At 33.2% G+C, this 23,603-nt stretch carries 24 protein-coding genes; 14 read left to right on the top strand and 10 right to left on the bottom strand.

Annotation, left to right across the window (positions count from 1 at the left end):
• The gene (locus ACNRYB_RS16590) at positions 1-3,099 is read left to right on the top strand and encodes an efflux RND transporter permease subunit (protein ID WP_129748960.1); all 3,099 of its coding nucleotides are present in this window, start codon (positions 1-3) and stop codon (positions 3,097-3,099) included.
• Between the two features lie 164 nt (positions 3,100-3,263).
• On the opposite strand, the gene ACNRYB_RS16595 is transcribed toward ACNRYB_RS16590, so the two are convergent.
• Complete coding sequence (locus tag ACNRYB_RS16595; protein ID WP_129748961.1) at positions 3,264-3,644, bottom strand: ankyrin repeat domain-containing protein; 381 nt, start codon at positions 3,642-3,644, stop codon at positions 3,264-3,266.
• Positions 3,645-4,096: 452 nt separating this feature from the next.
• On the opposite strand from ACNRYB_RS16595, the gene ACNRYB_RS16600 reads away from it, so the two are divergent.
• On the top strand, positions 4,097-4,561 hold the full coding sequence (locus tag ACNRYB_RS16600) for an SRPBCC family protein (protein ID WP_473727963.1): 465 nt from the start codon (positions 4,097-4,099) through the stop codon (positions 4,559-4,561).
• A gap of 49 nt (positions 4,562-4,610) precedes the next feature.
• Here ACNRYB_RS16600 and ACNRYB_RS16605 read toward each other — a convergent pair whose 3' ends face one another.
• The 8 genes from ACNRYB_RS16605 to ACNRYB_RS16640 form a co-directional block, all read right to left on the bottom strand.
• Entirely contained in the window at positions 4,611-5,012 is a 402-nt protein-coding gene (locus ACNRYB_RS16605) for an ankyrin repeat domain-containing protein (protein ID WP_129748963.1), read from the bottom strand.
• A gap of 156 nt (positions 5,013-5,168) precedes the next feature.
• On the bottom strand, positions 5,169-5,549 hold the full coding sequence (locus ACNRYB_RS16610) for an ankyrin repeat domain-containing protein (RefSeq protein WP_473727964.1): 381 nt from the start codon (positions 5,547-5,549) through the stop codon (positions 5,169-5,171).
• 276 nt (positions 5,550-5,825) lie between these two features.
• Positions 5,826-6,779, bottom strand: coding sequence for a phosphoribosylaminoimidazolesuccinocarboxamide synthase (locus ACNRYB_RS16615; protein ID WP_473727965.1), 954 nt, complete (start codon positions 6,777-6,779; stop codon positions 5,826-5,828).
• 86 nt (positions 6,780-6,865) lie between these two features.
• Positions 6,866-7,459 (bottom strand): hypothetical protein, encoded by a 594-nt coding sequence (locus ACNRYB_RS16620; protein ID WP_473727966.1) that lies wholly within the window; start codon positions 7,457-7,459, stop codon positions 6,866-6,868.
• A 111-nt stretch (positions 7,460-7,570) separates the two neighbouring features.
• Positions 7,571-8,401 carry a Cof-type HAD-IIB family hydrolase gene (locus ACNRYB_RS16625; RefSeq protein ID WP_129748967.1) on the bottom strand — a complete coding sequence of 277 codons (831 nt, stop codon included), beginning with the start codon at positions 8,399-8,401 and terminating at the stop codon, positions 7,571-7,573.
• A gap of 138 nt (positions 8,402-8,539) precedes the next feature.
• Positions 8,540-8,902, bottom strand: a complete 363-nt coding sequence (locus ACNRYB_RS16630) for a DUF1801 domain-containing protein (RefSeq protein ID WP_473727967.1) — start codon at positions 8,900-8,902, stop codon at positions 8,540-8,542.
• Positions 8,886-9,404: a hypothetical protein gene (locus ACNRYB_RS16635; protein ID WP_473727968.1), complete on the bottom strand. Its 519-nt coding sequence runs from the start codon at positions 9,402-9,404 to the stop codon at positions 8,886-8,888. Before ACNRYB_RS16635 ends, ACNRYB_RS16630 begins: the two co-directional genes overlap by 17 nt.
• A 130-nt stretch (positions 9,405-9,534) precedes the next feature.
• Positions 9,535-10,485 carry a PhoH family protein gene (locus ACNRYB_RS16640; RefSeq protein WP_008469028.1) on the bottom strand — a complete coding sequence of 317 codons (951 nt, stop codon included), beginning with the start codon at positions 10,483-10,485 and terminating at the stop codon, positions 9,535-9,537.
• A gap of 263 nt (positions 10,486-10,748) precedes the next feature.
• On the opposite strand from ACNRYB_RS16640, the gene ACNRYB_RS16645 reads away from it, so the two are divergent.
• The 7 genes from ACNRYB_RS16645 to ACNRYB_RS16675 all read left to right on the top strand — a co-directional run bounded on the left by ACNRYB_RS16645 (position 10,749) and on the right by ACNRYB_RS16675 (position 17,267).
• The gene (locus ACNRYB_RS16645) at positions 10,749-11,576 is read left to right on the top strand and encodes an SAM hydrolase/SAM-dependent halogenase family protein (protein WP_473727969.1); all 828 of its coding nucleotides are present in this window, start codon (positions 10,749-10,751) and stop codon (positions 11,574-11,576) included.
• An 11-nt stretch (positions 11,577-11,587) separates the two neighbouring features.
• The gene (locus ACNRYB_RS16650) at positions 11,588-12,073 is read left to right on the top strand and encodes a hypothetical protein (RefSeq protein WP_473727970.1); all 486 of its coding nucleotides are present in this window, start codon (positions 11,588-11,590) and stop codon (positions 12,071-12,073) included.
• Positions 12,074-12,207: 134 nt separating this feature from the next.
• Positions 12,208-12,504 carry a putative quinol monooxygenase gene (locus ACNRYB_RS16655; RefSeq protein WP_129748971.1) on the top strand — a complete coding sequence of 99 codons (297 nt, stop codon included), beginning with the start codon at positions 12,208-12,210 and terminating at the stop codon, positions 12,502-12,504.
• 90 nt (positions 12,505-12,594) lie between these two features.
• Positions 12,595-13,320 carry a gliding motility-associated ABC transporter permease subunit GldF gene (gene gldF / locus ACNRYB_RS16660; RefSeq protein ID WP_091134400.1) on the top strand — a complete coding sequence of 242 codons (726 nt, stop codon included), beginning with the start codon at positions 12,595-12,597 and terminating at the stop codon, positions 13,318-13,320.
• Positions 13,320-15,005 carry a gliding motility-associated ABC transporter substrate-binding protein GldG gene (gene gldG, locus ACNRYB_RS16665; protein WP_473727971.1) on the top strand — a complete coding sequence of 562 codons (1,686 nt, stop codon included), beginning with the start codon at positions 13,320-13,322 and terminating at the stop codon, positions 15,003-15,005. The genes gldF and gldG overlap by 1 nt, the downstream gene beginning before the upstream one ends.
• A 107-nt stretch (positions 15,006-15,112) precedes the next feature.
• Positions 15,113-16,231, top strand: a complete 1,119-nt coding sequence (dnaN, locus tag ACNRYB_RS16670) for a DNA polymerase III subunit beta (protein ID WP_473727972.1) — start codon at positions 15,113-15,115, stop codon at positions 16,229-16,231.
• Between the two features lie 406 nt (positions 16,232-16,637).
• Positions 16,638-17,267: a DsbA family oxidoreductase gene (locus ACNRYB_RS16675; protein ID WP_129748974.1), complete on the top strand. Its 630-nt coding sequence runs from the start codon at positions 16,638-16,640 to the stop codon at positions 17,265-17,267.
• Positions 17,268-17,353: 86 nt separating this feature from the next.
• On the opposite strand, the gene ACNRYB_RS16680 is transcribed toward ACNRYB_RS16675, so the two are convergent.
• A complete protein-coding gene (locus tag ACNRYB_RS16680) occupies positions 17,354-17,485 on the bottom strand; it encodes a hypothetical protein (RefSeq protein WP_255596598.1) in 132 nt (43 codons plus the stop codon).
• A 225-nt stretch (positions 17,486-17,710) separates the two neighbouring features.
• Here ACNRYB_RS16680 and ACNRYB_RS16685 point away from each other — a divergent pair, with 225 nt between their 5' ends.
• From ACNRYB_RS16685 to ACNRYB_RS16705, 5 genes are read left to right on the top strand one after another with little or no spacing between them, the layout of a single operon-like run.
• Positions 17,711-18,028 carry a hypothetical protein gene (locus ACNRYB_RS16685; RefSeq protein ID WP_129748975.1) on the top strand — a complete coding sequence of 106 codons (318 nt, stop codon included), beginning with the start codon at positions 17,711-17,713 and terminating at the stop codon, positions 18,026-18,028.
• A gap of 17 nt (positions 18,029-18,045) precedes the next feature.
• Positions 18,046-18,432 carry a YidH family protein gene (locus ACNRYB_RS16690; RefSeq protein WP_129748976.1) on the top strand — a complete coding sequence of 129 codons (387 nt, stop codon included), beginning with the start codon at positions 18,046-18,048 and terminating at the stop codon, positions 18,430-18,432.
• 44 nt (positions 18,433-18,476) lie between these two features.
• Positions 18,477-19,487, top strand: coding sequence for a ligase-associated DNA damage response exonuclease (locus tag ACNRYB_RS16695; RefSeq protein ID WP_473727973.1), 1,011 nt, complete (start codon positions 18,477-18,479; stop codon positions 19,485-19,487).
• Positions 19,488-19,541: 54 nt separating this feature from the next.
• Positions 19,542-21,143: an ATP-dependent DNA ligase gene (locus tag ACNRYB_RS16700; RefSeq protein ID WP_473727974.1), complete on the top strand. Its 1,602-nt coding sequence runs from the start codon at positions 19,542-19,544 to the stop codon at positions 21,141-21,143.
• Positions 21,143-23,602: a ligase-associated DNA damage response DEXH box helicase gene (locus ACNRYB_RS16705; RefSeq protein WP_473727975.1), complete on the top strand. Its 2,460-nt coding sequence runs from the start codon at positions 21,143-21,145 to the stop codon at positions 23,600-23,602. Before ACNRYB_RS16700 ends, ACNRYB_RS16705 begins: the two co-directional genes overlap by 1 nt.
• The last annotated feature ends 1 nt before the right edge of the window (position 23,603 follow it).

A 23,603-nucleotide genomic window follows, 5' to 3' on the forward strand; every position in this document is an offset into this window, starting at 1 on the left:
ATGAACAAATTCATAAAAAATATTATTGCTTTTTCGCTAAAGAATAAAGCATTTACCTTCTTTTGGGTTGGATTATTGGCTGTTGCTGGATTTATTTCATTCAAAAATATGCCTATTGATGCATTTCCAGATGTTACCAATACGCAGATTATTATTATTACACAATGGAATGGAAAAAGCGCTGAAGAAGTAGAACGTTTTGTGACGTCTCCAATTGAGATTGCTATGAACTCTGTGCAGAAAAAAACAAGTGTGCGAAGCATTACTATGTTTGGTCTATCTGTTATTAAAATTATTTTTGACGATGGTGTAGACGATACTTTTGCTCGTTTTCAGGTAAATAATTTATTAAAAAATGTTTCTCTTCCTGATGATGTGGAACCAGACGTACAGCCCCCATACGGCCCAACAGGTGAAATTTTCAGATATATTGTAAAAAGCGATAGCAGAGACAGTAGAGAATTATTGACTTACCAAAACTGGGTTATAGACAAACAATTGCGTTCTCTGCCTGGCGTTGCCGATTTAAATGTTTTTGGAGGTCAAACTAAAACTTATGAAGTAGGAGTTGATCCTATCAAATTGGCAAAATACAACATTACCCCTTTACAGGTTTACAATGCCGTAAATGCTGGAAACTTAAACGTTGGTGGTGATGTTATTGAAAAGAACGGGCAAGCATTTGTTGTTCGCGGTGTCGGTTTATTAAAATCAAAAGAAGATATTGGAAATATTATCGTAGATGACGCAGCAGGAAATCCAATCTTGGTTAAAAACTTAGCTGACGTTTACGAAAGTTCAATGCCAAGAGTTGGACAAACAGGTATTGGAAATAATGACGACGCTGTTGAAGGAATTGTAGTAATGCGAAAAGGTGAAAATCCGCAGGAAACACTTGCCTTAATAAAAGCCAAAATCAAAGATCTTAATGATAATGTTTTGCCAAAAGACATTAAAATTGAAACATTTTACGATCGTGATAATTTGATGAATTTTACGACCGAAACAGTAATGCATAACTTGTTCGAAGGTATTATCCTTGTTACTGTTGTAGTATTCCTTTTTATGGCCGATTGGAGAACTACTTTTACCGTTTCTATTGTCATTCCACTTTCTTTATTATTTGCCTTTTTATGTCTTAAAATGATGGGAATGAGCGCCAACTTATTAAGTTTAGGTGCAGTCGATTTCGGAATTATTATTGACGGAGCTGTAGTAATGGTTGAAGGTTTATTTGTTGTTCTAGACCATCGAGCCCATCAGCTGGGAATGGAGAAATTTAATAAAATTGCAAAAGGAAGCTTGATTAAAAAAACGGGAACAGAAATGGGCAAGGCTATTTTTTTCTCAAAACTGATTATTATTACGGCTTTGCTTCCCATTTTCTCTTTCCAGAAAGTAGAAGGAAAAATGTTCTCTCCCCTAGCCTTTACATTAGGTTTTGCTTTGCTGGGAGCACTTATTTTTACCTTGACTTTGGTTCCTGTTCTTTCTCATATTTTACTAAATAAAAATGTGAAGGAAAAACACAATCCGTTTGTGAATTTTTGGGATCGAATAGTAGGCAAAGGTTTTCAATGGACATTCAAGCATAAAGTACAAACTTTAATTGCATCATTAGGATTGTTAGCAGCTGTTTTCTTCTCAGCAGGTTTCTTAGGAACTGAGTTTTTACCGCAATTAAACGAGGGAGCTTTATGGGTAACAGCAGAATTGCCAATGAGTACCTCTCTCCCTGAAAGTGTTAAAACGGCAGCAATGATTAGAAAAGACTTGGAAAGTTTCCCAGAAGTTAAAAAAGTTCTTTCTCAGACTGGAAGAAGTAACGATGGAACCGATCCGAATGGGTTTGGATTTATTCAGCTTCAGGTTGACTTATTGCCAAAAGCAGAATGGAAACGTAAAATTTCGATGGATGATCTGATTAATGAAATGGATAATAAACTCAAAGTTCATCAAGGAATTACCTATAATTATTCGCAACCTGTAATTGATAATGTTGCTGAATCTGTAGCAGGATTCAAGGCTTCTAATGCCGTTAAAATTTATGGGGATGATTTGAACAAACTAGATCAGCTTGCAAATGAAGTTTTAGCACAAATTAAAAATATTCCAGGTATAAAAGATGTTGGTATTCTAAGAAATGTTGGCCAGCCTGAAATCAGCGTAATTCTAGATCGTGAAAAAATGGCTGCTTACGGAGTAACTTTAAGTGACGCTCAAGCAGTTTTAGAATTGGCTTTTGGAGGAAAAACAGCAACTGAAAAATATGAAGATGAAAAGAAATTTGATGTCCGAGTTCGTTTTTCTAAAGAATATAGAAAAGACGAAAAAGATTTGGAAGAAATTAAAGTTCCAACCATCAGCGGAATCAAGATTCCTTTAAAAGAAATTTGTGATATTAAAACTATTACAGGTCCTGCGTTTATTTATAGAGACAATACCAAACGTTTTATTGGAGTAAAATTTTCTGTTCGTGATCGAGATTTAGGAAGCACCATTGCCGAAGCACAACAAAAAGTAAATCAACTTAAGCTTCCTACTGGTTATACAACTGGATGGACAGGAGAATTTGAAAACCAAGTTCGTGCAAGTGCACGTCTGGCGCAAGTTGTACCAATCAGTTTAATTGGAATTTTTGTGCTATTATTTATTCTTTTTGGTAATTTCAAAGATTCCCTACTTGTTTTAGCTAACGTTCCATTTGCGATTATTGGAGGAATTATTGCGTTGCATGTTACAGGAATGAATTTTGGAATTTCTGCTGGAGTTGGATTTATAGCGCTTCTTGGAATTTGTATTCAAAACGGAGTAATTCTAATATCTGAATTTCATCATAATCTGAAAGTCAAATATTCTCTTGAAGAGTCCATTTTTAGGGGAGTAAAAGCTCGAACCAGAGCCGTAGTGATGACAGCATTAATGGCTTCTATTGGATTAATGCCTGCCGCAGTTTCTACAGGAATTGGATCCGAATCGCAAAAACCGCTTGCCATTGTAATTATTGGCGGACTTATGACAGCAACTGTTTTAACACTATTAGTATTTCCAATTTTATTCTGGATATTCAACAGAAAAAAACATGTGCCAATAGAATAAACAATTATAATATTTAGTTTTAAATCAATTTGTTGGGATTTAAAAAAGAAGAAGCATCATTCTCGTAATGATGCTTTTTTGTTTATATTTGAGTTCAATATAAAGCAAAAAAAAAGACCTTTTGCTCAGAAAGGTCTTTTAACTAACTCAAAACTCTTAAACTGTTATTTCAAATCTTTCAAAAGCTCAATTGATTCTGAAGCATTTGACGCTTGCGCATATTTTAATGCTGTATAACCTTTTTCATTTTTAATATTAGGTTTTGCTCCATTCGCCAATAAAACCCTAATGATTTCATGTTTATTGTAAAGTGCAGCGATCATTAAAGGTGTAAAATCTTCTGATATTTGGTTTACATCTGAACCGTATTCGATAAATTTTTTAACAGTTTCAAGGTCTCCTTTGCTAATAGCAACATTTAATGGAGTTCCTACATAACTTTTAAGTTCAACTGGATTTTTAGCAGTTGAAATTTCATTTGAAGCCATTGCCACATTTCCAAATGTTACTAAGGCTAGTCCTAAATAAATTACTGATTTTTTCATAATGATTGATGTTTGTTAAATGATTGATGATGATTTTAATTTGATGATGTAAAGGTAAAATATTTTAATGTATTATGCATTACAAAGTACTATGTTTTAACTAATTCTTAACATTCACTTAATAAAGCAATAATTAAAGACCCCAACTGTTATCAAATTATTGATTTTACTATAATAGACTACTAAAAAGAAAAAATGTTACAACAAATCTTATTTTTTTCTGTTTTAAAAATAAAAGTTAGTAGAATACTTGGTTTAATTTTTTTAAATTTATTATAGCCTTTAAAATCAAAAACATAGCGTTATAATTTTATGTGTCAATAAAATCAATACTTCTAAGAGAAAATAATATTTAAAAGAACCATATTAAATCAAGAATCATGATTTTTATCAAAAGAACACTAGTCGTTTTAATTCTATTTATATCTATTGTTTTGATAGTCGCCTATTTTATGCCTAGAGAATACTTAATTGAAAGAGAGGTAATTATAAATAAACCTACTGATAGTATTTTTAAATATATTCGTTCACTAAGAAATCAAAACGAGTTTAGCATATGGGCTAATATAGATCCAAAAATGAAAGTCCATTATAGAGGAATTGATGGAATGGTAGGTTCAGTTTCTTCTTGGGAGAGTAGTGTTAAAGAAGTTGGTGATGGCGAACAGGAAATTACAAAAATAATAGAAAACAGACGTTTAGACTTTGTACTGCGTTTTAACAAACCAGTGCAAGATACTGCTGTCGGTTTTATGTCAACAGAACCTATTTCTGAGAATCAGACAAAAGTAAAATGGGGAATCAGTGGAGCAATTCCGTATCCAACAAATATTATTCTTCCCATTTTGCGAATGGATCAAATGATTGGAAATGATTTGCAGAAAGGTTTAGAAAATTTAAAAGATAGGATGGAATAAATGCTATAGATTAAACAAGGCAATTCAATTGATTGAATTGCCTTGTTTATTATTTACGTCTTTTATTGTTTTTAGCTTTCTTCTCTTTCAAAATAACAATGGACTCAATTGATTTTCCAAATTCTGCAAACTGCAAAGCAGTAAGACCTTTTTCATTTTCAATTGAAAGATCCGCTCCTTTTTCAATCAAAATTTTTATAATTTCAACTTGATTAAATCGCGCCGCCACCATTAAAGGTGTCATATTATTTACAATTTTATTGACATCCGCACCATACATTATAAATTTTTTTACACTTTCAACATCACCTTTACTTATAGCAAGATGAAATGGAGAATTTGAATAAATTAAAAATTCAATTTGATCTTTAATACACAACTGATAGTTTGCCCCTTTTGATTCATTTGTAAAAATGAAAACTGCTCCTAAAATAATTATTGCTTTTTTCATAATGATTATTCTTTTTTAATGATTGATGATGAAACATTTTATACTTTAGACGACCAAAGAAGAAACTAGGTTTCACATTTTTGAAAAAAAGAAATAAAAAAAGCATCATTCTTCTAAAAGATGACGCTTTCCTTTTTTTTTAAAACTATTAAAATTTTACCTAAGCCCTTTCAAAATCTCTGCAGACTCAGTTGATTTTGCGTATCTAGCATAATCCAACGCTCTTAGTCCGTGAGCGTTTTCTATTGACGGTTTAGCCCCATTTGCCAACAAAATTTTTACAATTTCAACATGGTTATAACGAGCAGCGAGCATCAAAGGTGTCATATTACGAACAATTTTATTTACATCTGCGCCGTATTCAATGCTTTTCTTTACGGTTTCAAGATCTCCGTTGCATACCGCCAAATGCAAAGGTGAGGATAAATCAAAAGGAATTTCAATTTGATTTCTATTTTCTAACTTCAAGTTAGAAGCTGTTGCAAAATTTGCAAATAAGGTCAAAGCCGTTCCTAAAACGATTACTGTTTTTTTCATGATTGATTGCTTGTTTAGTGATTAATGATTGTGATGATTACTTGTTAGACGCTCATTATGCACAAAACGTTGCATTAAAAATGAAAAAAAGATGAAATTTCTTGAAAAAAGATATAGAAGCGCAATCAGATAGGCTCAATTGCATTTTTTACATAATAAAATTTGGATAATTCCAAATTGGGTTTCATATCGCAAATCTATTTACACGAAAAAAGCCTTGCTGAATTTGTTACAACAAGGCTTTTTATATTTCGTTTTTAGCTTAAATTCAAATTGTTATTTTGAAGAAAGATAGCCCAATACATTTCTTTCAATACGCTGATCAATATTAGCAATATCCGCTTTTACAAATTTTTCTCCTAAGATATTTTCAAACAATTCGATATATCTTTCAGAAACAGATTCAATATATTCGTCTGTCATATTTGGTATCTGCTGTCCTTCTTGCCCTTGAAAACCATTTTCAATTAACCAACGACGCACAAATTCTTTAGATAATTGTTTTTGCTCCTCTCCTTTTTCTTGTCTTTCAGCATATCCATCAGCGTAGAAATAACGAGAAGAATCTGGTGTATGAATTTCGTCAATTAAAACAATAACACCATCTTTTGTTTTTCCGAACTCATATTTCGTGTCTACTAAAATCAATCCGCGTTTAGCAGCGATTTCAGTTCCTCTTTGAAATAAAGCTCTAGTATATTTTTCTAAAACTAAATAATCTTCTTCCGAAACAATTCCTTTTGCCAAAATATCCTCGCGAGAAATATCTTCATCATGAGAACCGTTGTCTGCCTTTGTAGTTGGTGTAATAATTGGCTCTGGAAATTTGTCGTTTTCTTTTAAACCTTCAGCCATAGTAACACCACAGATTTGTTTTCTTCCTGCTGCATATTCACGAGCTGCGTGGCCAGACAAATAACCACGTATAACCATTTCTACTTTAAAAGGTTCGCATAAATGTCCAACAGCAACGTTTGGATCTGGAGTAGCAATCAGCCAGTTTGGAACAATATCTTGTGTCAATTCCATAAATTTTGTTGCAATCTGATTCAAGATTTGTCCTTTGTATGGAATTCCTTTTGGCAAAACTACATCAAAAGCCGAAAGCCTATCGGTAGCTACCATTACTAAAAGTTCGTCGTTAATATTATAAACTTCTCTAACTTTTCCGCGGTAAACTGATTTTTGGTTCGGGAAATTAAAATTTGTAGTTGTGATTGTATTACTCATTATCTAGTTGTGTTGTTTTTTATGAAGGCAAATTTAAAACTATTTGGCAGAGCAAACAAAGAAAATATTACTTCAATTTTAGTGAATTATTTAAAACTCAAAATTCCTTTACCAAAAGATTTTATTGATGCATCAAGACTTCCAAGTGTCGTGTCTGAAAGTTTTTTAAAATCGGTCGATTTGACGATTAAAATTTGTCCTTGATCCTTAGCTGGTGCATTTGGAATAAAAATTACAGCTGAACCATTTTCATCTTCTTCAATTAAATGAGCTGGTTGCCAAAAATCTCCATTTTTAAACAAAATAGGCAAATCTGTAACAGGTTTAGGCTCATGATTTCTTTTCAAAAGTTTTTCTTCTGCCTCTTTTTTATTTTTTTCATAACCGGGCAAAAAGATCATTAGCTTCTCGTCTACCCAATTTGTAAATCGCTTTAAAATAGCCAAACGCATTAAAAAGCCGCTTAAATAAATTAAAACCACCAAAATCATTCCGCCCACGATATCGGTAGCGTATTTTCCTAATATCAAATCCAAACGCAGGAAGTGCGCAAATTTTTCTCCATAATTCTGAAAAAACTTCCAGACTTTTCCCAATAAAATAAAAAAAACTAAAAGTGGCAATAACACCAATGCTCCCGAAATCAAATTCCGTTCAGCTTGTAGTAAAAAATTTTTCATGGTCAAATAGTTAAATTAAAAAAAACAAGAGCTAACTCACTGTGAATTAGCTCTTATAAAAATAACTATTATTTAGTATCCAGCAATAGTCTGAATATAAAATACTCGCAATTAAATTGCTGCAAATTCTTTATTCAAAATTTTTCTGGCAATATACCTTGCAACGCCGTCTTCGGCATTTGTTTCAATCACTTCTAAATCTGGCAATGTTTCTTTTAAAATTGATGGAGCATTTCCCATAATTAATCCTTTTCCGGATGAAGATAACATTTGCACATCGTTAAATCCATCACCAAAAGAAACCGCTTCTGATAATGTAAATCCTTCCCTTTCTAACACTTGCTCAATTGCAACTGCTTTATCTATAGATTTGTCCATAAATTCTAAACAAGTTGGGAGACTAAAAGCATGATGCAAATGTTCTGAAGAATTTGCTAAAATGGCATCTTTTAATTTGACTAATTTTTCGTGGTCGCTGCAAGAGAAGAAAATCTTAATTGCTCCAAAATCTTCTAAATTCTTATAATCTACCAGTTCGGGACGATATTTTAATTCTGTTTGAAAAGAATTCAGTTTTTCATTCCATTTATTGGTCTGCCAAACATTTTCTTTAAATAAAACTACCGTGATTTCTGGATCAATTTCAACGTTCAAAGCAGCCTTAACAACATCACTGTCTAAATTAAAAGCAAAAAGCTGTTCTTTGTTTGGCGAATGAATTCTAGCTCCGTTTGAGCTTACTAAATAAACTGGCACTTCTAATTTATCGATAATTGCCATTGCATCTAAGTGATGACGACCTGTAGCTACAACAATAAGATATCCTTGATTATGAAGTTCTTGAAAGATTGATTTAGTGTAATCTGAAATAGTATGTTGTGGGTTAAGTAAAGTTCCGTCAAGGTCACTTACTACAACTTTTATATTTTTAAGTTTTGTCATATTAATTGTCAAATTCGATGATATGCAAAATTACGGTTTTAAGCTCGTTTAGACAAAGAATAGACGGTTTGAAAGCCAAAATTGAGGGAAGTTTATTATTTATTTAACTATTCGGTTAAATATTGCTATATAATCAGTTTAAATCTTAACAATTCCAGTTTTATATAAATTTATAGCCTTTTGAATTATCGCTTCAATCTGTTCCAAGGGCAAATCTTCATGAACATCAAACATCATAATTTTCATTCTTGAGCGATTTTCTTGAATCAAAAAAGCTTCCTCAAAATGTTTTCCTTCTACAATTCCGATATAAGGCTGTTGGAGTTTTTTATGCATCCATAAATAGCAGAACATTTTTCCTTTATAAGAGAAAAACGGCATTCCATATTTAAAACTGTTTGTAATACTTGTGTCTTGCTTAAGAATGATTTCTTTTAATGCCAAAAATATCCCTTTTATGGATTCTTCTTGGTTTAGGTAGAAATCATCTAGGTGGTTCATTATAATAATAATTTTTTCTAATTTTCTTAGTACGTGCATAAACTCTTTTTAACGTGTCATAACCCGAACAATTAGAACTAGCTTTAAATTCATAAACTAAAGAATCTTTTTTGAGATAGAATCTTTCTTTTGAAAAAATTAAAAAGTCGGCATTTTGTTTAGGATTACAATTTGGAATAGTCAACGTGTCTTTTGTTCTAGTTTCCCCAAATTTTATACATCTTGTATATGGAAACATTCTATAACATGTATCGCTGCTCGTACTGTTTAATTCAATAGAATCCCCTACTATCTTCCATTTTCCTTTGGAAATTACTCTCCAGTCGCACCCTGCTCCTTTATAAGAAAAAGTGCTGTCTTTATTTATTTTTAACAAATGCTTACCTGGGACAATGCATTCTGTATCGTGCCAAATTCCAACAAATTTATTTACAGGTATCTCTGCTTTTTTGCATGAAAAAAAACAAATCAAAATTAAAACGCCTAAAACTCGTACTTTCATTGATTCTTAATTATATAGCAGTCAAAAAAATATTCGTTTTGCATTTTTCTAAAGAAAACATACAAAACGAATATTAATAAATGTTAAAACACAATTCACGTTTTACATTTAACATTTGACTAAATTAAACTTAATCGTGGTTTTCTATTTGCTTGTAGGCATCAATTACCTTTTTAACCAATCTGTGGCGAACAATATCTTTATCATCTAGATAAATAATTCCGATGCCTTCAATGTCTTTTAGAACCAAAAGCGCTTCTTTAAGACCAGAAATTGTTCTTCTCGGCAAATCGACTTGACCTGGATCACCAGTAATCATGAATTTGGCATTTTTCCCCATACGGGTCAAAAACATTTTCATTTGTGAATGTGTGGTATTCTGAGCCTCGTCAAGAATTACAAAAGCATTGTCAAGAGTTCGTCCGCGCATGAAAGCTAGAGGTGCAATCTGGATAATTCCTTTCAGAATATAATCTTCCAACTTTTCGTTTGGAATCATATCTCGCAAGGCATCATAAAGCGGTTGCATGTAAGGATCAAGTTTTTCCTTCATATCTCCAGGCAAGAAACCTAGATTTTCGCCCGCTTCTACTGCTGGACGCGTCAAAATAATTCTTTTTACTTCTTTGTCCTTCAGCATTTTTACCGCCATAGCGACTCCTGTGTATGTTTTACCAGTTCCAGCGGGACCTACTGCAAAAACCATATCGTTCTTTTTTACGGTATCAACCAGCAATTGCTGATTTGGTGTCATTGCTTTTACAATTTTACCGCCAACACCGTGAACTAAGATTTTATCATGATCGTAAGCTCTCTTTTCATCCTGACCATCACTCATTATTACGCGCTCAATTACGTTATCGTCAATATTGTTGTAACGTGTAAAGTGAAGCATTAATCTTTGAAATCTTTTTTCGAATTCGTCTAAAACTTCTTTTTCGCCAAATGCTTTTAAAGTTGTCCCTCGCGCTACGATTTTAAGCTTTGGGTAATACTTTTTAATAATTTCTAAATGGCTGTCCTGCGCGCCCCAAAATTCTTTTGGTGCAATATCTACTAGCTCGATTATTCTTTCGTTCAAATGAAGTTGTTTTAAATTAAAATAATTCCTTTTAATATTTAGTGGCTGTCGGGTCTTTTTTATTAGTCGCAGTGTTCAGTCGCAGTCTCAGTTTATCCAAATAATCTTAAAACTTTGTTTCTGAATATTGTAACTTGCAAATACTTTAAAAATCATAATTTGTCTTTTCTTTCTTTCAATTTGTGTTTACTATTATTAGCTTTGCATTTCTCAAATTTAATGAAAATTAGATTTAAATACTATCAATAGTTATAAACAAAAATATGTCAATAATTACCCTTACTACAGACTACGGCTTAAAAGATCACTTTGTGGGGTCGCTGAAGGGTAAAATACTTTCTGAAAATCCAAAGGTTCAAATCATTGACATTTCTCATGACATTGATCCCTTTAATACTGCCGAAGCGAGTTACATTATTGGTGCGGCTTATATGAGTTTCCCAAAAGGAACTGTGCACTTAATCGGTGTCGATATCGAGCGTAATAAAGAAAACCAGCATATCGCCATGCAATGGAACGATCATTACTTTATTTGTGCCGATAATGGAATCTTGAGCATGCTTACGCAGAAAATTGTTCCGCAGAAAATTGTGGCAATCAATATTCATGATCGCTTCCCGATTGAATCGACAGATTTGGATATTTTTATTCAGGTTGCCTCTCACTTATCTAGAGGCGGTTTATTGAATGTTATCGGAAAAGAAATTTCTTCTATTAAAGAAGCTACCGAATTGCAGGCTCTTGTTGCTGATGACGGAAATTCTATAAAAGGAAACATCATTTATATTGATCATTTTGGAAACGTTGTAACCAATATTTCTAAAAAACAATTCTTAGAAATTTCGCGCGGGCGTCCGTATGAAATTGTGATGAAACCAAAGAGTATCAAAACAATTCTTCCAAATTATTCGGCTATTGCCACTTCTGACAAATATCCGATTAAAACCTATGAAGGAGAAAAACTAGCCATTTTTAATGAAGCCGGTTTTCTTGAAATTGCTATTTTCAGAAGTAATCCTTCTAAAGTGGGTTCTGCAAATAGTTTATTAGGATTGAATTATCGTGATGTGATTACGATTAAGTTTTCTTAGTTAAACTACAAATGACTTCCAAAACTAAAAAATACATAATCGAAAATTTAAAATGGCCAATTACAAGCTTAGATTACCTTGGCAAATACTTTATTATGTTTTTTCCTTTTATAATGATTTATGCAGGGTTGGGTAAATCTACTGATAATAATGTTGAATTAAATCTAATTGGAGCTGGGATTATTTCATTTATATATATAATCTACAGAATAGAAAGCGAAAGAAAATTCAGAGAATTACTTTTTAAAAAGGACTTATCTACTCTTGAAATAGGAAAACTATTAGAGAAAAATGGTTGGATATTAACAAATTGGAGTGATGGAGTTATTCAACTTAGAACTAATAGTTCTTACAGCTATGAAAGTCAAACCGTGACTATAATAAGAATTACAAAAGAAAAAATACTCGTTAACACTCAGCCAAATGGCAGGCCTCCTTTTACTTTTTTTAAAGACAAACTCAATTATAATCAAGTAAAAAGTGTCTTAAATAATTAAAATTTAAATTTTTAGTGGAATTTAGAATTTCAAAATTGGAATTTCATTTTATTACGATCAATTTTGGTACTTTTGCGCACCTGTAAGCAGATTTATAATCTAAAATCTAAAATCAGAAATCCAAAATTACAAACATGTTTGTTCGAATAGTAAAAATGAGTTTTCACGAAGAAAAAATTCCTGATTTTCTAGATAATTTTGAATCGGTGAAAGAAAAAATACGAAATGCAGAAGGAAATCGTTTTTTAGAATTGTATCAGGATAAAAATGACAAATGCATCTTTTTCACTTACAGTTATTGGGAAACTGAAGAAGATTTAGAAAATTACAGAAATTCTGAACTTTTTAATACGGTTTGGGATTTTACAAAAAAACTATTCAATGCAAAACCAGAAGCGTGGAGCGTTGATAAATTGGTGAGCTTAAATTAAAATTTCGTTTCAAGTTTCAGATTTCAAGTTAACCCAACGGACATGAAACTTGAAACTTGAAACTTGAAACAATAAAAACAAAAAACACAAATGAAATCAATTATTTTACGAGAAATAAAATCCTTTTTTGGCTCTCCAATTGGCTATTTGGTCATCGCTGTTTTTTTAATCAGCAACGGACTGTTTTTATGGGTGTTCGAAGGAGACTATAACATTCTAAATACAGGTTATGCCGATTTAACTCCGTTTTTCACATTGGCGCCATGGATTTTGATTTTCTTAATTCCAGCCGTAACCATGAGAAGTTTCTCTGACGAAAAAAAACAAGGCACTTTAGAATTGCTTCTAACAAAACCTTTGTCAATCTGGGAAATTGTAAACGGTAAATTTTTCGGCTCATTTTTACTGATTATTCTAGCGATTATTCCAACGTTAATTTACGTAAAAGTAATTTCAGATTTAGGTTCGCCAGAAGGCAATATCGACATGGGCAGCACAATTGGTTCTTATTTCGGGTTGTTGTTTTTAATTGCTTCTTATTCAGCAATCGGAATCTTTACTTCTACCCTTTCAGAAAATCAGATTGTAGCTTTTATTGTGGCCGTTTTTCTTTGCTTTTTCTTTTATTTTGGCTTTGAAGGTCTGAGTTCACTAATTCCAGGTTCAAACAATTTCATTTCGGTTTTAGGAATGCAAAATCATTTTAAAAGTATGAGTCGTGGTGTAATTGATACTCGCGACATTATTTACTTTTTAAGCATTGCCATTGCTTTTTTGTCTTTTACTGTTTACCAATTAAAATCTTATAAAGCCTAATGAAACCATCTATAAAGCAAAATTTAAAAACATTAGGTATTACTATTTTTATTTTAGTAGTTTTAAATGTACTTGGAACTCTATTTTTCCATCGTTTTGATTTAACGAAAGACAAACGTTATACATTATCTCCAACTTCGTTGGGCATTATAAAACAAGTTCAAAATCCGCTTTCTATAAAGATTTATATGGCCGGAGATCTTCCAGCCGATTTTAGACGTTTACAGCAGGAAACCAAACAATTATTAGAAGAATTTCAGGCCTATAACAACAATATTGTTTTCGAATTTGTTGATCCTTTAGAAAATGAAGATGAAAGCGAAGAACTGACAAAATCACTTTTCCAAAAAGGTTTAACTCCCGTAAACATTACGGTTGACGACAAAGGAAAACAATCTCAAGCAATGGTTTTTCCTTGGGCAATTGCGGTTTATAACGGTAAAGAAGTGAATATTCCGTTATTGAAAAACATTATGGGAGCTTCAACTACGCAAAAAGTAATCGGTTCTATTCAGCATCTTGAATATTCAATTGCTGATGCCGTAAATAAAGTAACTAAAAACAAACAGAAAAAAGTTGCCATTATAAAAGGAAATGGCGAATTGAACGAAATTCATATCGCCAAAATGCTGATGCAGATTCGTGAAAGTTACTTTATTGGACCTTTCACTTTAGACTCAGTTGCAAAAGATCCAAACGGAACTTTAAATGCGTTGAAAAAATATGATTTAGCCATTATTTCTAAACCAACAGAAAAATTCTCTGATGAAGAAAAAGAAGTTCTGGATCAGTTTATTATGAATGGCGGAAAAACCATTTGGCTAATTGATCAAGTAGCAGCCGACATGGACAGTTTGTACAATGATGCAGGTGCAACTTTAGCTTATCCGAGAGATTTAAATCTAAACGACATGTTCTTCAAATACGGATTCAGAATTAATCCTGATTTGATAAAAGATGAATATGGAAGCCCGATAAAATTGGCAACTGGCGAACAAGGGAGCGCAACGCAATATCAAGATTTTATTTGGAAATTTGCTCCACAGGTTTACCCAAAGAGCCAGCATCCAATTGTAAAAAATCTAGGTGGAATCAAATTTGATTTTGCGAATCCTATTGACACGTTGAAAAACGGAATCAAGAAAACAGTTTTATTACAGTCTTCTCAATATTCCAAAACTATCGGAACACCAGCAGAAATTAATCTGAATATGGTAACCGAGAAATCTACTCCTCAAGATTATTTGAATAAAGGAAATCAGAATCTTGCCGTTTTATTAGAAGGCTCTTTCCATTCTGCTTTTGAAAATCGAGTTTTGCCATTCAAAGACAATTCCTTTACAGCAAAAGGAAAGCCGAACAAAATGATTGTTATTGCTGACGGGGATATTGCAAAAAACCAATTGGACAAGAACATGATGCCAGTGGAATTAGGTTACGACCAAAGAACTGGAAATTTATACGACAATAAAGACTTCATCATGAATTGCATCAATTATCTTCTTGATGATACAGGACTTATTAACATTAGAAGCAAAGATGTTGAACTGCCTCTATTGGACAAAGAAAAAGTTTATGAAAGCTATACTCAGACTCAAGTCATAACTATCGGAGTACCAATTCTAATTTTAACAGTTTTTGGACTAGTATTTACTTTTGTAAGAAAAAGAAAATACAGCAAATAGATGTTAATAAAAAAATGTAATACTTTGGATAGTTTAAGATATATTTGTAATCCGTATATTTAGCCCTTTATTTGCTAAAGCATCCATCAAAAAATAAAATAAAACAGATGAAATTTATAGTATCGAGTTCGTACTTATTAAAACAATTACAAGTTTTAGGTAATGTAATCAATAGTAATAATACGTTGCCTATTTTAGACAACTTTTTATTTGAACTAAACAACAATGAGTTGACCGTTTCGGCTTCAGATCTTGAAACAACAATGTCGGCTACATTATCGATCGATTCTACAAGTAAAGGAAGTGTAGCTGTTCCGGCTAAACTTTTACTTGAAATTTTGAAAACTTTCCCAGAACAGCCGTTAACTTTTACTGTTGAAGACAACAATACAGTAGAGATTAGCTCAAATTCAGGTAAATATGCATTGGCTTACGCAGCAGGAGAAGAATTTCCTAAAGCAGTAAGTCTTGAAGATCCATCTGTAACGCTTGTTCCTGCAGAAGTTTTAGCAACTGCAGTAAGCAAAACTATTTTTGCAGCTGGAAACGATGACTTACGTCCAGTAATGTCTGGGGTTTTCTTCCAGTTTTCGCCAGAAGGATTAATTTTCGTAGCTACAGATGCTCATAAATTGGTAAAATATGCTCGTACAGATGTAAAAGCATCTCAAGTTGCGGATTTTATTATGCCTAAAAAACCTTTAAATATTTTGAAAAGTATTTTAGGAACTTCTGATGCTGAAGTGAAAATTGAATACAACGATTCAAATGCGACTTTCTCATTTGACAACTATATCTTAATGTGTCGTTTAATTGATGGAAAATACCCGAACTACGAAGCGGTAATTCCTAAAGAAAATCCGAACAAATTAATGATTGACCGTTCTTTATTCTTAAGTTCAGTTAAACGTGTTGCGATTTTCTCTAACAAAACTACACACCAAATTCGTTTAAAAATTGCTGGAGCAGAATTGAATGTATCAGCAGAAGACATCGATTACTCAAACAAAGCAGAAGAAAGATTGACTTGTGATTATCAAGGAGATGACTTGCAAATTGGTTTTAACTCACGTTTCCTGACAGAGATGCTGACTAACCTTCAATCTGACATGATTATGCTTGAAATGTCATTACCAAACAGAGCTGGTATTTTAACTCCAGTTGATGGTTTAGAAGAAGGAGAAACAGTTACTATGCTTGTAATGCCTGTAATGTTAAATAGTTAACATTAAAGTTTCTTTCTGTTACAGGGATATTTTTTAGTTTTAAATAAAAGATATATCATTGTAAAAAAAAAGATATCGCTATTAACCAACCATTTTTTATACCTAGAAACCGCAATTCCCATAAAGAGTTGCGGTTTTTTATTTGAGATTAGTTTTTGTTTCAAGTTTCAAGTTGATATACTAGATGTATAGTTTAACCGCACAGGTCGCTAAGATTTGTACTAGGTTCGCTAAGCTTTATGTAAAAACTTTGCGACTCCGCGACCTTGGGAGATTATCTCATTCAGCTTAAAAAAAACTTTGTGACCTTTGCGTAATCTTAGCGCACTTTGCGGTAAAAAAAACACAAATCATCTCAACATGAAACCTAAAACATGAAACAAACAATTTTCCGTATCTTTGCAATATGAAAATAGAAATTTGGTCGGACATCATGTGTCCGTTTTGTTATATCGGAAAAAGACAATTGGAAACTGCACTTGCTGTATTTCCCAATGATAATTTTGAAATTGAATGGAAAAGCTTTCAGCTGGATCCAACAATCACATCTCAGCCTGATGTGGACGTTTATACATATTTAGCAGAAAGAAAAGGTATGTCGATTGAACAATCTAAAGAAATGCACAATGGCGTTGCAGAACGCGCTAAAAGTGTTGGCTTAGATTATAATTTTGATAAAGCAGTTATTTCAAATTCTTTAAATGCCCACAGAATTATTCAATTGGCAAAAACCAAAAATATAGGCGACAGAATGGAAGAGATTTTCTTTAAAGCTTATTTCACTGACGGAGAGGATTTAAATAACGGTCAAACCCTAATCAAATTAGGAATTGAAGCTGGTTTAGAAGAAAATGAAATTAGGGAAGTTTTAGAGAGTGAAGATTTATTTTTAGAAGAAATTCAATCAGACATTAAAGAAGCAGGTGAAATTGGCGTTCAAGGTGTTCCTTTCTTTGTATTTGATCGAAAATATGCGGTTTCTGGCGCTCAACCTGTAGAAACATTTGTAAAAACAATTCAAGAAGTTTTAAAGTAATTCCCATTCACAATAAAATTTAAAAGCGTGCTGTCTATAAATAAACAGCACGCTTTTATTATTTAGTCATTTAATGAACTAAAAAATTAATGTCCAGCTCTACCTTTTGAATCAGTTGATTTTGTAGTAGTGCTTTTTCCTCTAGAACCAGATGTTGATTTTTGAGTTTTTCCAGAATCTTTCATTCCAGATTTCGAATCTTTTCTTGAAGTTTCCATAATGTATAATTTTTTAAATTATTTATATATACAAAGTTGCAAAACACATAAGCAATTGGTTTACAGAATTATATTTCATTATTACAAAATAAGAATTAAGTTAAATTTATTGCATAATCAAATCATGTAAAAATCAATTTGAATCTTATAATTTTTTCAAGCATCTAATTTTCAAATTTGTATGTACCTTTTAAGAAAAGTATTTACTAATTTAAAATAGCAGCTATGAGAACAGAAACCGACAACAGAAAAACTGCAAGATTAAATGATTTTAAATGCAGTAAACCAGATCATATAGATACAGCACATGAAAACGAAGCAATGGATGAAGAGTTTACTTCGGGACAAAACCACGATACTCATTATCGCAATCAATGTGATCATTCAGAGAATTGCTATGAAATCATAGAAAGCGGACTAAATTTGGCTGAGGACAATACGCCCTATTCTTCTTATGATGATACAAATCCTTATAACAGTTATAATTTAGATAACGAAGATGATAAATATAACTGTCCTCCATACAGAAATTTTGAATACTAAAAAACTCCATAACAACTATGTCGCCAAAGAATGATCAGGAAATTATGAACGAATACTTGTCAAACGAAAGAACTTTGTTGGCATGGCTTCGTACAGGAATTGGAATAATGGTTTTCGGATTTGTCGCAGTAAAATTTTCATTATTTCTAAAACAGCTTCCTGCAAAATATCTTGCCGAAACTATACCGCCAAATAGCAATTTTACTATTTATTTAGGAATCGGTTTATTGATTGCTGGAGCTATGACTATTTTACTGGCCTATCTGCGTTATAGTCACACAGTCAAATTATTAAAAAAGGGAAAGTATCAATATTCAACAGCAATGCTTACCTTTATTACTATGATGCTGTTTGTATTGAGCATATCACTTATTGCCTATCTTATCATTGCAGCAAGTGCATAAAACAATTACATAATTGCCGAATTTTCTAATTATCCAATTAAAAAATGAATCAGCCATTACTTCAATTTAACGATAAAGGAATTTACTGTCAGCAGGCTGATGTCTATTTAGATCCTTGGCGTCCAGTAAAAAATGCCATTATTACACATGGCCATTCTGATCACGCGCGTTGGGGGCATCAAAATTACATCACACATTATTCAAATATTCCGATTATAAAACATCGTTTGGGGGAAATTAATGTTTCAGGAAAAAATTGGAATGAAACTTTTACGATAAATGGAGTGAAATTTTCTTTTCATCCTGCAGGCCATATTATTGGTTCTGCCCAAATAAGGGTTGAATACAAAGGTGAAATTTGGGTTTTCACTGGAGATTACAAAACAGAAGATGACGGAATTTCTGTCCCGTACGAAGTGGTAAAATGCCATTCTTTTATAACAGAATGCACCTTTGGCCTTCCCGCTTTTAAATGGGAACCGCAAGCTGATGTCATGACAGAAATTAATAATTGGTGGGCTGAGAATCGCGCAGAAGGAAAAACATCTGTCTTATTTGGTTATTCTTTAGGAAAAGCGCAACGCTTATTAAAAAATCTAGATCCTAATATTGGAACAATTTATACTCATGGTGCAATAGAAAATATGACCAATATTGTCCGTCCGATGATTGATCTTCCTCCAACTATAAGAGTAACATCTGAAACTAAAAAAGAAGATTTACTTGGCAATATAGTAATTGCACCTCCAAGCGCGCACGGAAGCACTTGGATTAGAAAAATGACTCCTTTTGTAACCGGAACAGCAAGCGGCTGGATGGCTTTTCGCGGAGCCAGACGCAGACGCGCCGTTGACCGCGGATTTGTTTTAAGCGATCACTGTGATTGGACAGGTCTATTGGAAAGCATAAAAGCAACAGGAGCCGAAAAAGTAATCTGTACTCACGGATATTCAGATATATTTTCGAGATATCTAAGAGAATTAGGTTACGACGCCAGAACCGCAAACACACAATACGAAGGAGAAACAAATGATGTAAATAATGATGAATTGTGAATTGTAAATTATTAATGTCAAACTCATATCTAATAACTCAAAATTCATAATTAAATGAAAAACTTTGCCGAGCTTATAAAAACCTTAGATAGTTCTAATAAAACATCGGTAAAAGTTGATGCGCTGACTAATTATTTTCTAAAGGCAAGCGATGAAGATAAAGTCTGGACAATTGCAATTCTTTCGCATCGTTGTCCTCCTCGCCCAGTCAATACTACTTTATTGCGTTTATGGGCAAACGAATTGGCTAATATTCCGCTTTGGCTTTTTGAAGAAAGCTATCATATTGTGGGAGATTTGGCAGAAACAATTGCGTTGGTTATTCCTACTACAAAAGAACATTCCGATAAAAGTCTGACCGAATTTTTACAAGAAATCATCGCTTTAAAAAAGAAAAACGATTCAGAGAAAAAAGAATACTTACAAACCAATTGGCTGAATTTAAATTATTACGAAAGATTCGTTTTCACTAAATTAATCACAGGAAGTTTCAGAATTGGTTTAAGTCAGAAGTTGATGACACGAGCGCTTTCCAAAGCTGAAAATATTGACGAAGATACGCTCGCTTATAAATTAATGGGCGATTGGAATCCGAATACAATTACATTTCAAGAATTAATTTTGGATGAAAAAAGCAGCGATTATTTATCGAAACCTTATCCGTTTTATTTGGCTTATCCAATTGAAGGCGAACCGGAAAGTTTAGGAAATCCAGAAGACTGGAGTGCAGAACATAAATGGGACGGAATTCGGTCGCAGACTATTATTCGTGACAATGAAATTTATGTTTGGAGCCGTGGCGAAGAATTGGTAACCGATAAGTATCCTGAATTTCAATCTTTCATTGGAAATATTCCAGACGGAACTGTTATTGATGGCGAAATTCTTCCTTTCATTGATAATCAAATCGGGACATTTAATGATTTGCAAACCCGAATTGGCCGTAAAAATGTATCAGCTTCTGTTTTAAAAAATACGCCTGTTATTATTAAAGCTTATGATTTATTGGAATGGCAGGGAAATGACATTCGGAATCTGCCTTACGAAAAACGCCGTACTTTATTAGAAGAATTATTTACGAGTTTAATTGGAAAAGAAATTCCGTTACAGCTTTCAGAAAGAATTCATTTTTCGACTTGGGAAGAAGTCGCAAACGAAAGATTAAAATCTCGCGAAATGAGAAGCGAAGGCTTGATGCTGAAACGAAAAGATTCTCCATATTTAGTCGGAAGAAAGAAAGGCGATTGGTGGAAATGGAAAATCGAACCTTTAACCATAGACGCAGTCCTCACCTACGCTATGCGCGGTCACGGAAGACGTTCCAATCTATTTACCGATTATACTTTTGCTCTTTGGCAGGAAAATGAAAATAACGAACGAGAACTCGTGACTTTCGCGAAAGCGTATTCTGGCTTAACCGATGCTGAATTTAGAATGGTTGATGATTTCATCAAAAAAAACACTTTAGAACGTTTTGGTCCAGTGAGAAGCGTGACTCCAAAATTGTTTTTTGAAATTGGTTTTGAAGGCATAGCGCTTTCCAAAAGACACAAAAGCGGAGTTGCAACACGTTTTCCGCGAATTTTAAGATGGCGACACGATAAAAAAATTGAAGACGCCAATTCGATAGAAGATTTAAAAAATATGATTTCATAATGAATAGAGAGCAGTTATTTAATATTGCCAATAATTGGTTTGAAAGTCAGGGATGGAAACCTTTTCCGTTTCAGACACAGACTTGGACTGCTTTTTTGCAGGGAAAAAATGGCTTGCTAAATGCTCCAACTGGAAGCGGAAAAACCTATGCGCTTTGGCTTCCTATCATTTTAAACTACATTAAAGAAAATCCGAATTACAAAACCAAGCACAATTCAGGATTAAAAGCCATTTGGATTACGCCTTTACGTTCTTTATCTGTTGAAATCAAACAAGCGGCAGAAAGAGTTCTAACCGATTTAGATATTCCAATGACAGTCGGGATTCGTTCTGGAGATACTTCATCTGCTGAACGAGCCAAGCAAAAAAACAAAATGCCAGATTTACTGATTACAACTCCAGAAAGTCTGCAATTGCTTTTGGCAACAAAAGGTTATACAAGTATTTTTAAAAATTGCAGTTCAATAGTAATTGATGAATGGCACGAATTATTGGGAACAAAAAGAGGTGTTCAAGTAGAATTGGCATTATCGCGGCTCAAAACAATTGCTAAAAATATTCGAATTTGGGGAATCTCAGCTACAATTGGCAATTTACAACAAGCACAAGAAGTCTTGCTAGGAGTTGATTCTGAAGCCTTTCATAATTCTGTTTTAATCAAAGCGGTCATTAATAAAAAAATAAAAGTTGTTTCGATAATTCCAGAGAAAATGGATGCATATCCGTGGCGCGGACATATGGGATTGCATCTGATTGATGAAGCAGCTAAAATCATAAAATCAAGTAAAACCACGCTTATTTTTACCAATGTCCGTTCGGCTTGTGAAATCTGGTATCAGAGATTATTAGAAAAATATCCTGAATTCGCTGGCGAAATGGCGATGCATCACGGAAGTATTGACAGAGAAACCAGACTTTGGGTAGAAAATGCCATTCGAAATGAAGAATTAAAAGTCGTGGTCTGCACTTCAAGTTTAGATTTGGGTGTTGACTTTGCTCCTGTCGAATCGATTATTCAAGTTGGCGGTCCAAAAGGCGTTGCTCGTTTTATGCAGCGTGCCGGACGAAGCGGACATCAGCCTGGAAAGGAAAGCGTTATTTATTTTCTTGCTACTCACGCTATTGAATTAATAGAAGCTTCTGCTTTGAAAAAAGCGGTTGAAAACAGTGTGATCGAAGATCGTGTTCCGTATTTGAATAGTTGGGATGTGTTGGTGCAATATTTAAACACTCTGGCAGTTTCTGACGGATTTTATCCAAATGAAATTTTAAAAGAAATTCAGGGAACTTTCAGTTATCAAACTATTAGCGACGAAAACTGGAATTGGATTTTAAATTTTATTACTCAAGGAAGTCAGAGCTTACATGCGTATGATGAATTTAAAAAAGTTGAAATTGATGAGAACGGCTGTTATAAAATAAATAGCAGAATGATTGCCATGCACCACAGAATGCAGATTGGAACTATTGTTGGCGATGCTGTAATGAATGTAAAATATATGAGTGGTGGTTATATCGGAACGATTGAAGAATGGTTTATATCGAAACTAAAACCTGGAGATACTTTTATTTTTGCTGGAAAAAAGCTGGAATTATTCAAAATCAGGAATATGCAGGTTCTGGTTAAAAAAGCGAGTCCAAAAAAAGAATCTAAAATTGCAAGCTGGATGGGCGGACGTTTGGCTTTATCTTCCCAAATGAGCGAATTGCTTCGGAAAGAATTGTATCGAGCTAATACCGACAATCTTTCACCAGAATTAAAAGCTTTACAGCCTTTATTCAAAAGACAGCGAAAAGAGTCTATTGTGCCAAGTTCAGATGAATTTTTAATCGAAACGTTTAAAACCCGCGAAGGATTTCATGCTATTTTTTATCCGTTTGAAGGACGTTTTGTGCACGAGGCTTTAGCCAGTTTATTGGCATTTAGAATTAGTTTATTACAATCAATCACTTTTTCTTTGGCATATAATGATTACGGATTTGAATTGCTTTCGGATCAGGAAATTGATATCGAAGCGGTTTTAGATAATAATTTATTTTCTACAGAATATGTGCATCATGATTTGCAGAAAAGTCTAAATTCAACCGAAATGGCAAGACGAAAATTTAGAGATATTGCCGTAATTTCGGGATTGGTTTTTACAGGTTTTCCAGGAAAAATGGTTAAGACGAAGCATTTACAAAGCGGTTCGCAATTGCTGTTTGAAGTCTTTCGAGATTTTGAACCCGATAATTTATTATTGCATCAAGCTTATCGCGAAACCTTTGAACATCAGCTGGAAGAAGGGCGTTTAATTTTGGCTTTAGAAAGAATTGCAAATCAGAAAATCATCTGGAAACAATGTTTGAAACCAACTCCTTTTAGTTTTCCTATCATTACAGATCGATTGCGGGAAAAACTTTCTAGTGAAACTCTCGCAGAAAGAATTCAAAAAATGACAGCTTCCTACATGAAATAAC

Source organism: Flavobacterium sp. CR10 (genome assembly GCF_055814415.1).